Raw genomic sequence first — 11,098 nt, 5'->3', positions numbered from 1 at the left:
AACTATTAATTTGCTCTTCTAATTCTTTGAGTCGAGAAGTATCATTTTTGGAGTTAGAAAAAAACTTATCATACGAATCTTGAACTCTTAATAACTTTGACACTAGGGGGGATTTCTTAAATCTATTTGAAATTTCAAAGGCATCCCAATCTTTTTGAGATAATGATATTGCTTTCTCCCCTAGTGGAATCATTTCCTTTTTCAATACTGGTAAAGGAAGGTTTTTGTAATCCCCTGATTGAAAGCTAAGAGTTGGGTTCTGAATCTTTGTTAATTTTTCAACCACATTGGAATTCAACCAGCATAGTGCAGATACTAACTCATTCTTTGAGCTAAAATACGCAGATTGACCTTTTACATCAGATATAGAGCCGTACTCATTATATCTAAAAGACTTCCAAGAAGATGTTATTTCCGACCAAGTTAAACCTTCTCTAAAATAAAATTGTGGACTCCTAATCACCGACTTAGGTCTGAAAGACTTCAGTAGTTCACCATTATTTTCCCAATTTACAACATATTCACGATTTCCATACCATTTCCTATAAGAGCCGCCCTTGTTATATGGCACCCATTTTATCTTACTACCTACAGTTTCATCTGTGCTTTTCATAGTGTCTGAAAATTTCAAACTATCTATTTCATACCAAAACCGCATGAACCGATCGTTATCGCCTGTTTGCAGTCCAACAGCAGCTTGTGAGCTTTGCTCTGCTTTAGGATTGTCTTCATAGATACTAATGAGTGATTTACTTGCCCAATACGCAATCGGACTTCCAGGAACCTTCTTAAAGTCTTTTTGCTCAGTTGTATTAAATTGTTTTTCACGTTTTAGTAACGCTGCTTGTTTATCCTCTTCATTTCCATCAATTAAACGATAGAATGTAGGTTTATAGTTTAGAATACTTTTATTCGCAATAATCCAAGCTGTTGTTTGAACAACTTCACCACTAATTTGACTGAATGCTCTCGCACCTAAATGTGCCATTGTAATAATCGTATGGCCTTCAAGTAAGCTCTCTCTCAACTTTTCATAGCTCGACAGAAACATCCAAGACTGCATATTAATTTGTGCATTGAACCCATGCTCTGTGAGCAGTGCAAATGCACGCTCCATAAACATCGCAAATAAGTCTGACTTACTATTTGGATACTTTTCCTTAGCGAATTTTTTTAGCTCATTATTCATGCCTTTGCCACCCATATACGGCGGATTAGCAATCACAGCATCATAACGAATAGCTAAAATAAGCGCCTGATGAATAATATCAATCAACTGCTTAGCCGCAGGCCTTTGATATGAATCTCCAGACTCCGCCAGCTCACTCAAAGTCTCATGCATCTCCTTTAAGCCATCATACTCATCTGCTGGTACCTCAATGAGAGAACCAAACGTCTTCGCTTGAGTGAATCGCGCTAAAGTACGCTGCAACAGCTGATAGCGATTGTCCGCCTCAAACGAGCTAAGATCTTGCGTCTCATCAGCAAACATATCTTGTGGGGCATCCGTATCCCAGCCACCAGACAAGTTCAGCTCACGCCATACTGTTGGCAAGTTGATATGATTGCCCTCTTGTAGTGCCAGTACATTGAGACTGACATTACGAGTAAAGATACGCTTATCATCAGCACGTGCCAGCATCATCAGTGCAAAGCCTGATAACTGAGCCGCACGATCATCGATATCTAAACCATACAGATTATTTTCTAATATAGACTTAGGAATATCACGAGGGCGAAAGCCGCGCTCCTCATAGATAGCCTTTAGCACATTATAAGCTTCGATCAATATATGGCCCGACCCTACTGCTGGGTCTAGTACCTTGATGCTCTCAGGATCGATACTATCAGGCGTAATCGCTTGTAGTTGCTCATTGACCTCAGACGATTGCTCGGCAGGCTCAATGTAGTATTCCATCTGAGCTTTGATAGCTGACTCAGGATAAGTCTGTAGCCACTGACGACCGACTGAATTTTGTACCAAATACTTTACAATCCAATTGGGTGTGAATAGCTGAGTGGCGGCTGGGATGTCTTCACTTTTGACCACCTTACCCATAACCTCATCTTTTTTCTCAGAGATATAGAACTGATATAGCCAGCCGATGACCTCAACCTGATCCCAGTCCTCTTCAGGAATACTATCAACCAAGCCACGCAATATCGAATCGGTACGAGTAAGGTTATCTGGTAATAATAGCTCGGTCGCATCATTTAAGGCTTCAAACAAGAATGGCATGGCTTCATGCAACTTATGGCACTGCTTTAGCAGAAGCCGCCGATATAGCGTCTCATCTTTGTTACCGGCCAGCTTTAACTCAATAATATAATCACGGTCTAGATCTAGCTCGTCAGCGGCATCCACGGCATGATCGATAATCTCAAATCCTGTAGGATTATCTGGATGCGACAATACTCGCAAGCCATGTCCAAGATAATCATGAATCTCCATATAACGAATCGCGCATAGGCGGTTAAACCACGTATAAGCGCCTTGCTCTACCAGTTGACTATAACCAATCAGTTTAATTTTTTTGACTAGCTTCTCTCGGGCAAACTTAATATCAGGCGTGAAAGCTTTACCTTCTATGAGTAAAACTGAGCCTTCTTCTTTGACATCAGAAATTTGTTTGTCGCTGTAAATGCCTAATTGATTTAATTGCTTTGAAACGGCTGTGATAAATTCGCGCCTCGCCTGCGGGGCGTATTTTTTTAAATTAGTAGTATTCATTATTATTTACCTATTGTACTGCAAGCGGTTTGAACAGCAGTTTTAATATTTTGCTTGAACTGTTTAAAACTTGGCATATCATCTAATCGATTAATATCTATGTTAGCGATAAGAACTCCAAGATCTGCACGAGTATAGTTCTGATTATTTATTGCGTTAGCCAAAACTATTTTTGGAGCACGTCCCAAGGATCGGTCGTTACCAGAAAGATTAGTTTCAAGAATATCACAATGACAATATGGATTATCTTTTACTGAGCAGATAACCCACGATTCAGACGTAGGTTTAGGAATCATTGCAATTCCATAGTTATACTCAGCTGCCCTAAATCCAGACAGAACAGCTTTAACTCTATTTTCTTGCATGTCGGGTTCTCGATCTAGTTCTGATCGCGTTCCGTCACAGTCATGAAAGTACACTGAAAGACTGTTGGCCCACGTATCTGGAAAGTTTCCTTTTGTCATTTCTGCTAGAGCAGCAGCGCGTTTCGCATGTTCCAAGTGTCCTTTTACAACTTTATCTTTACTCGGAAGTCTCACTTTACTGGCCTTTGCTTTCTGACCTAACTCTTTTCTATAAACAAAAGTGTGGGTGAACTCTTGTTCTTGATTCCAATCAGGTAAGCAGGATTCTAGTAGCTTCAAGAACAGTTCGTACATTGGTCCACGTAGAAAGTTTTCATCGTGTGAGACTCCTGAACCATTAAGGCAAGAGCCTATATCGGTTGGTCCTTCACCTGTAGCAATCAAATGCATAATCATGATTTAGTTAACCTATCAACTCGAAACTTTTCGGCCTCTTCTGCTACATCTAATAAGTATAGGTCCAACATTGCTTCACCTGGTGCTAACACTTCAAGCTTACTATTCGCAGAATTAAGCTCAAAAAATTTAATTGCTTTCGTGTGACCTTGCTTGTTTTTATAAACGAGATGAACCGAATTTTTAGCTAATTCTTCTTCAATGAAATTTAATACAATTGGGCTGTGGGTTGTTACTAAAACTTGTTGCGGAGACTGGGTAAAAGTTTTTACTAACTTTTGAGTTACTTCAGAATTAACTCCATTTTCAATCTCATCAAATTGTTGGAACTTTGAGTTTGACCTTTGACTTGCTAGAATTGTAAGAATACGCAGCATCCCATCATTGATATGCTTTGCATTGGTTATAACGTCAATATGTGAGCCGTCTTCATCGTAAAATCGCTCTGTTAGCAGAAGACTTAACGTACCGTCTAACTCCGTTTTAGTCTCAATTTTTACAACTCGGGGGAAATAGCCATATAAGTTTTTCAAAAGTACATCTTGTGAACTTTTATCCAATTTATGGATATAGCTAATTAAATATTCGCCTGCATTACCAATCTTACCGGCTGATGTAAAACGTCCAGCTCGCATAACCTTAGGTGACAAGAGATCATGGCTATCGACACCAGTCATGAATTTACGTAAAAGAATAGCTTCTTGAGGCAAAGCGGAATCATCTAAAGCCGATAAGATTGAACCTGAGTATTTGAAAATAATCTCAGGAAAATTATATCGTTTGGTTTTCAGCCTTCCTTGATATAGACGTAACAGCTGATGATCATTTAATAAATCAGTTAATGTTTCACTAGTACAAAACCCTTTTTTCCAATTATAAGTCGCTTCCCAACGCAGTTGTTTATCCGAAATATCTATATCAATAATTAAATCAATTGTTTCTCGACTAGGAAAGAAATACGAAGCAACATCTTTTGCCTCCCATCCTCTTTCATTGAGCCAGTAATCTACTTTTCCACTAAACAGAGCGGATACATAGCTAAATAGCTGCAAAACAGAGCTTTTTCCTGCACCGTTTAACCCAATGATACAGTTAAATTTGGAGTCTAATGTTAATTCAAAGTCTACTAACGACTTAAATGCATTTACGCTTATTCGTTTGATCATAGTAACCTCTATTTAATTCTTACTCGATCACCAGCTTTTATAGCGGCTATTAGTTGCTCTCTTAACGCGCATAGATAATCCTCTACTTCGGTAGTGCTTTCGATAAAGTCGCCCGATACTGAGTGTTTCATAACCTCTTTAGGATCAATGGTAAAGGTACGCTTGGCTACTACTGGAACAGGGACAATGGGTTCAGGTATAGACTGCGGTACAGTCTTACCTGCTTTTGCTGCTTCAGCCTGCTGTCTTTCATACTCAATAACACGCTGACGTTGCTCATGTTCAACTTGCTTACGTTGCTGTTCGATAAAGTCATTTAATAACTCATTCGCGCTTTCCTCATAATCTTCAGCTTCCGACTGTTCGCTAAAAATCTGGGGAATAGAGTGGGTCTCCTCGATACGCTCTCGACATAACTGCAGCGGACGCAGCGCTTTGTTTTTGATCTCTGCAGGTGCTGAAGCTTCTGCTAACGCTTGATTGATACGTTCAATACGCTCATCCACCCTAATGAGAGCATGAGCACGCTTATCTTCTACTAAAGCTAAGTTAATCTTATTGACCTGCTCAATCAATGGGCTAATAAGGCGCATTTGACCATAAGGCGCTGGCATGTCATAAATGCGCTTGAGCTCTTGTAGAGCCTTTGATGCTTGCGGCTCTTTTTCAAGCGCGGGCAAGTTGGCCTTAAAGCGCTCATTCAATGCAGCAGAGAGAGATTGCCATATGTGAAACTGACTGTTATAAAAGTCATCGAGGTCTTCAAACTCTTCAACAAACGCTTCTAATGCATTGGCGTCTTGTAAAAATCGCTCAATGAACTCAAAGCTTGACTTTTTTTCTAGTATGCCCGCTACCAATGCCAACCCATCATTAATTTCTGGCTTACCAGGAAAGTGTCCCGTTTGCGATTTTGTGCGAAAAGACTTTAACGCTTCATGCCAGTTTTCTAGTGCTAGTTTTATTAGCTCATACAGCTCTTTTTCACCAGAGCCAGTAAAGGTTTTAGAAAATAGATCTTTCACCAAATTAGAGGCTGTTTTGATCTGACTGCCATTAACCTGACGAATTTTACTAACTCGTATATCACCGCGCCTGCGTACACTGTTAAATGGCTCATACGCTCTATTGAGTGCCAAATCACTACCTTGGAGACTAAACGCAAGCTTGCCTGCCAATCCAAGCCGTGCGACTAATAGCAGTATCTCATTAACAGGCCAGCCATAAGGACGTTTACCAAAATGAGTCACGATATCACTTAAATAAACTGGCTCATTGCGCTCTATTCTGAACGAAACATACTGCTCTACTTCGCGAGTGGCGTCTGGGTTGCACTCATCTGCTTGAAGGTCAAGTCCTAGCTGGGCGGCATTATCTGCTACTAATACTTTCTGTAGCTCAGGCAGCACTTCACCTGGTGTCACATTTAGCAAGTTTAGTTTGGCAAAGGTATTTTCAACGATGTACTTATAGGACTCTTCAACGATAACGCTTGGCGTCATTGATTTTTTGGGCATCTTAGTGCCAATAGCATAAACGCTAGCCTGTGCAAATAACTCCTCAAAACCCACCTTCAAGCGTTTTTCACGCGCCATGTTCTCCATTTGCTTTTCACGTAGCAGGTGCTCTTGCTCTGGTCGCTGCCCTGAGTTTTGTTTTAAGAAACGATCGGTTTTTATAAATACCGTCAGATCATCCCATAAACGCTGATCTTCACCTAGCTTAATCAGTACAGAGCCATTATCTTTTAGACTATGCTCAATACATGCCTGCTCATGAGAGAAGCTATCGTAATGACTATCTAATGGTGATACGACTTTGATAACTAAATCTTCGAGCGTTGTACCATCTTTAGGGTGACCGTTGCAAAATCGGCTGACCAGAAAGTCTTGTTTATTTATAGGATAACGGTAAGTTCGGTTATTCTTAAGAATATCATTAAACACAATATTTGAGAGTTTGTTCGATACCTCAGATATCTCAAAGTCTGTTTGACGAATCTCGTTTTCAATCTCTTTTTCTTCATTAGTCAAAAATATAAATACATCATTGTTACGCGCTATGAGCAGCTGTTTTTCTAACCGGTTTAAACTCTCTTCAATCTGCTTACGTAACTTAATCTTGTCGGCATCGATGCGATCAATTGATAGGGTCACTAGATTATCCAAAGTGCTTTTGACCACATCAACATAACGAATCAAGAATAAAGTCTTTAAGATATTCTGATCAAATTTAGTTAATGACTCTAGCCCACAGGCATTATCAATAGTACGCTTGATTGCTGGCTCTAAGAAACTCTCAACAGGTGCGTAAAAACTATGAAAAGGAATCAGCACATCAAGCTCATTATCCTTCATCTGCTTTGCCGCAGACTGAAACGCATCTAATAAAGAGCGCTCACCCATGGCTAAATGCTTACCACTTGCCCCTTTAACCCTAATAGATTCAAAGACCTTTTGAACCAAGTTATAGTGATAAGGGACAAAGGGATAATTATCTACAAAAGACTGAGTATCGGTATAGCTTTTTAGATCAGCTGTGGTTGTCTTATCAAAGGTCAACTGATTGCGTAAGATATCACCTTTTTCAGTGAATATATCAGTGAGCAACTCATGAGCCTTTTCTGTTTTAGATAACAGACGCTTTTGGATAACCTCAGAGGTGTTTGAACTAGATAACTGTAGACGAGTATTGAAGCGGCCCTGAATCTTGGAGAAGTCTTGACCATCACCTTTACTCATACCACCAATAGCTGCATCAATATCTGCCTGTGATGTGACGACTACCCAAGCACGACCACCACAGTAGGTCCCTAAGTCTTCAGTAATGGTCTGCAGCTTAAGCATCATTTGGGTGTTTTTGCCAATAAACTGCCCCACTTCATCGACCATAAATAATAAATTGCGGTCGCCACTGCTATCTAGATAGTCATTTACCCATTTACAAAAGTTTTGGATATCGAGCGGGAAGTTATTCTCTATCTGTTGTACCCAGTCTTTAGCCGACTCTTTGGACTGTTCGCTGGCATGAGCCAAAGCTTCTGATAGCTCATCACGATAGAAGTCATAGGCATCACGCTCTTCCTCCCATGTAGATGAGGTCAGCTCAGCGAACTTGGCCTTAAACGAATCGTATTGGTTACGCTTATCAAGCTCACGCTCTAAATGCGCAATATGAGGAAAATCAGCACAGTAACCCACACGCTCGTTAAACACTTTTAAGAATACTTTAAGAATGGCATTCTCACGATCTTCAGTATTCGCTCTTGAATCAATATTGAACAAGATAACATCGGTATCTTTGCTAACAGACTTTTTAATATCTGCTAATAAAGCGGTATCTGTAATCTTGTCCTTAAAAAAATCAAAGGCTTGCCGGCCTTCACCATCTTTCTCTACTGACTTATTTTCTAATAAGTATGATAATATTTTTAAAAAATGTGACTTACCAGAGCCAAAGAACCCAGAAATCCAAACTCCAACTTTTCCAGACATAGCAGAACCACTATGATCTACAGAAGGCGCATAAGCGGCAAAAAACGCTCGAAAATGCCTATTAAGCTCTTGCGTTATAACATACTCATCTAGCTCAACATAGATACTGTCGTTGTCCTTTTGCTCAGCTTTGACAACGCCATTGATATCACGAGTCAGCTGCTTTGAAAAAATCTGTTCAATATTCATCTAGTAGGCTCTCTATTTTATTTCTTATCATTGATAAATTTTATTTGCCATTTTCAGACACTAATTTAAAAGCGCGATAGTAGTTTTTGGATTCAATCATGCCAAAAGGATACAGATCTCTCCCGCTATATTCACCAGGGTAAAATAGAACCAATGGTGTACTATCCATAATATCTTGTAATGCACTAAGCAGCTCGTGACCTCTAACCAACGGCCATGCGCTTCCTAAACCTGATAACAGTACAAAATCTAGCTCAGCGGGTTTATATTTATTAGCAATAAATTTAGCTACCTTATCTTGGCTAAGGGGCCCTGCTAGCGTTTTACGTAAACTATCGACGCCAACCTGCTGTTCACGTTGGCAAGCACGTTCAAACAAGCCACGTTCCTCAAGCATATCAATAAGCACGGTAAATATATTTAAATGAACAAAACGATAATCACGCTTATCTAACCTATCAACAACATGCTCAAGATGGTCTCGTACCACCAACTCATGCTTTGCTGGATAATCGAATACCCAAAAACCAATCTCGTTACCCAAACCATCATTTTTTAAGAATTTTGGACTCTCTATGCGTTCAAGAATTAAATCAAGTCGTCTCTTAAGCGCATTCATATTGTGCACTCCATAACTTCGATTAAGTCTTCCCTATCGATGCGTATAAGACATTCTTTTACTTCTGGTAGCAGGTAAACGGGTTGGATCTGACGTTTACGACTATCACTTAGATAGCCACTATCTACTAATGACTTAATCGCATTATTGCCCATTTTATTAATGGTCGACTCAAAGAATTTATTTAGCTCTGGATAGACACGTATCTGTGTGTCATAAAACTCAGTCCAAGCATCAGATGCCAATGCTGGCTTATAGGTTCTGCGCGCTTCAGCAAGGCTTAAGCGCATAAAGTCAGCCACTATAGGAGAATTAATCAGCAATGCCGCCATTAATAGTTGAACATAGGCACGCTCAGTAGACTCAAGCAACGATACTATAAAGTCGTCACCAAGCCCTCCAATACGATGGCGAATCGTTTTTGTATAGCGGCTTGCTGTCTGGGCTGATCTCTTTTGAAGGATGTTTTGCTCAATAACAAGTAATTTCCACTCATCATCAGATAAGTCTTTCAATAGACAATCTGCAATGATTCGCGACTCAGTAATCAGCAAACTTGCTCCGATCAGATCACCAACGTAATCTTTTACATTCATATTTTAGTTACTCGCGATTGGTAGTACGGTCGATCTATTTTAATAACTCTATTCTCTAAAAACGAAAGAAAACCTACTTAGTCATAGCCTAAAGTAAGTACTTAAAATTATTTTCAGCCTATAGTCGCTACTGAAATTCTGCGCGTAGCGTACATCAAACTGCTATTTCATACTAGTTGTAAGAGTGAATAAATCTAAGTCGGAATATTACATAGTAAAAAGCTGCACTAAACGTTATATTTAGTACAGCTCGTATTTCTATACATCTAAAATGAGTATTGAGTACTTTAGTTCACTCTAGCTAAACCTTGCGTATTCTTATTATACTTAAAACAAAAAGGCCCGTCTTGATAGTCGTAGGAATTTCTATAAGCACCAATATTGCCTGAGAAACAAAACCGATCAGATTTTACATTAAAATCAAATTCAATAGTTTCACCTTTATTGTTAATAACTACTGGCTTCCCATAAGAATCACTTGCAGGTGATAGTGCATACTCAAGAGGATGTACGGTCTTTTTAGTAGTATCAATCACTACTAAGCGGTAAGGTTTTTCACCAACAAACCCTGGTTCATTAGTCTCAAAAATATAAATGATCTTATCACTATCAAAATTAGGCTTACGCTCTTTTAGAACCTTAGCGTAACTTTTTAAGCGGCTATCTATGCAAAATTTCTCTTCATCATAATCAAAATTGCATTCAGATACGGTTATACCATACTTCGTAGTCGCCGCATAGGAGGGAGAGGAGAATCCTAAAACTATTATTGAGGTTGCTAGTACTAGCTTCGTCTTGTTGAACATTATGTGTATCCTATTAGCATTTTGAAAAACATCGTTGTTCTTGATGATTGTGGTAGATCTAACAAAACTATATCAATCAATTCATGCTCATAAATATCAAACCGACAAACGGTAGTTATTTTCATTGGTAAATTTTGCTTTTAAAATAACTAGATGTAACTAACTGCTTAATCTTCATGCATTGCAATATGAGTCATATTTAATCAAATAGTTATTATTTTGATTCTAAATATAACTATCTGTATCAATAAGACTAATGTCAGTGATATAGCGTAGTTAAGCCTGATATTTAATCAAACATACAGGTAATTGTTTTATTTTGAGGACTATAGGTTGCTCCTATATCCGTCATTTCACCCCAGTATTCCATAGTACGGGTAGTAAAGTTTGGCCAAATAGACGCCACATCTGCATTTGATGCAAACTTTAAAACATCTTCACCACCTGATGATTCGGCTCTAAATTTAAATATATATCCATCTAATGGTTGATTACGATATTTTATACCGTCTATAAAATCAACGTAATACTCAATATATTCTGGCCCCTCAACCATTTTTACATCCTTGATAATGTCGCGATGCTCTTGCGACCATTGTGATTTAGGCTTTATGAAGTAAGTATAGTTTTTTGATCCTTTGATACTTTCTGATAATGACTGGCCTTTTAAAAGCTCAAAACCTAATTGATCGCCAGTACAAGCGTCTTCCATCCAGCCAAAACGATAGACCATATC

Annotated in this window: 8 protein-coding genes; all 8 read right to left on the bottom strand. The window is 39.0% G+C overall.

Annotated features, from left to right (window positions below; translation table 11 throughout):
* Positions 1 to 2,731 (bottom strand): BREX-1 system adenine-specific DNA-methyltransferase PglX (gene pglX / locus ACT3QP_RS12920; protein WP_444525785.1); only part of this gene is annotated, 2,731 nt, incomplete at its 3' end.
* A gap of 2 nt (positions 2,732 to 2,733) precedes the next feature.
* On the bottom strand, positions 2,734 to 3,492 hold the full coding sequence (locus ACT3QP_RS12915; protein WP_444525784.1) for a hypothetical protein: 759 nt from the start codon (positions 3,490 to 3,492) through the stop codon (positions 2,734 to 2,736).
* Complete coding sequence (locus tag ACT3QP_RS12910) at positions 3,489 to 4,658, bottom strand: AAA family ATPase (protein WP_444525783.1); 1,170 nt, start codon at positions 4,656 to 4,658, stop codon at positions 3,489 to 3,491. The genes ACT3QP_RS12915 and ACT3QP_RS12910 overlap by 4 nt, the downstream gene beginning before the upstream one ends.
* Positions 4,659 to 4,666: 8 nt before the next feature.
* On the bottom strand, positions 4,667 to 8,341 hold the full coding sequence (brxC, locus tag ACT3QP_RS12905) for a BREX system P-loop protein BrxC (protein ID WP_444525782.1): 3,675 nt from the start codon (positions 8,339 to 8,341) through the stop codon (positions 4,667 to 4,669).
* Positions 8,342 to 8,381: 40 nt separating this feature from the next.
* A complete protein-coding gene (locus tag ACT3QP_RS12900; protein WP_444525781.1) occupies positions 8,382 to 8,960 on the bottom strand; it encodes a DUF1788 domain-containing protein in 579 nt (192 codons plus the stop codon).
* Positions 8,957 to 9,556, bottom strand: a complete 600-nt coding sequence (locus ACT3QP_RS12895) for a DUF1819 family protein (RefSeq protein ID WP_444525780.1) — start codon at positions 9,554 to 9,556, stop codon at positions 8,957 to 8,959. Before ACT3QP_RS12895 ends, ACT3QP_RS12900 begins: the two co-directional genes overlap by 4 nt.
* 287 nt (positions 9,557 to 9,843) lie before the next feature.
* Positions 9,844 to 10,362: a hypothetical protein gene (locus tag ACT3QP_RS12890; protein ID WP_444525779.1), complete on the bottom strand. Its 519-nt coding sequence runs from the start codon at positions 10,360 to 10,362 to the stop codon at positions 9,844 to 9,846.
* 289 nt (positions 10,363 to 10,651) lie between these two features.
* Positions 10,652 to 11,098 (bottom strand): hypothetical protein (locus ACT3QP_RS12885; RefSeq protein ID WP_444525778.1); only part of this gene is annotated, 447 nt, incomplete at its 5' end.

The sequence above is a fragment of the Psychrobacter sp. AOP7-B1-24 genome, assembly GCF_052376215.1.
GTDB lineage: Bacteria > Pseudomonadota > Gammaproteobacteria > Pseudomonadales > Moraxellaceae > Psychrobacter.
Note: the sequence above shows the minus strand (reverse complement) of the source record. Positions and strands in the feature narration are given on the sequence as shown.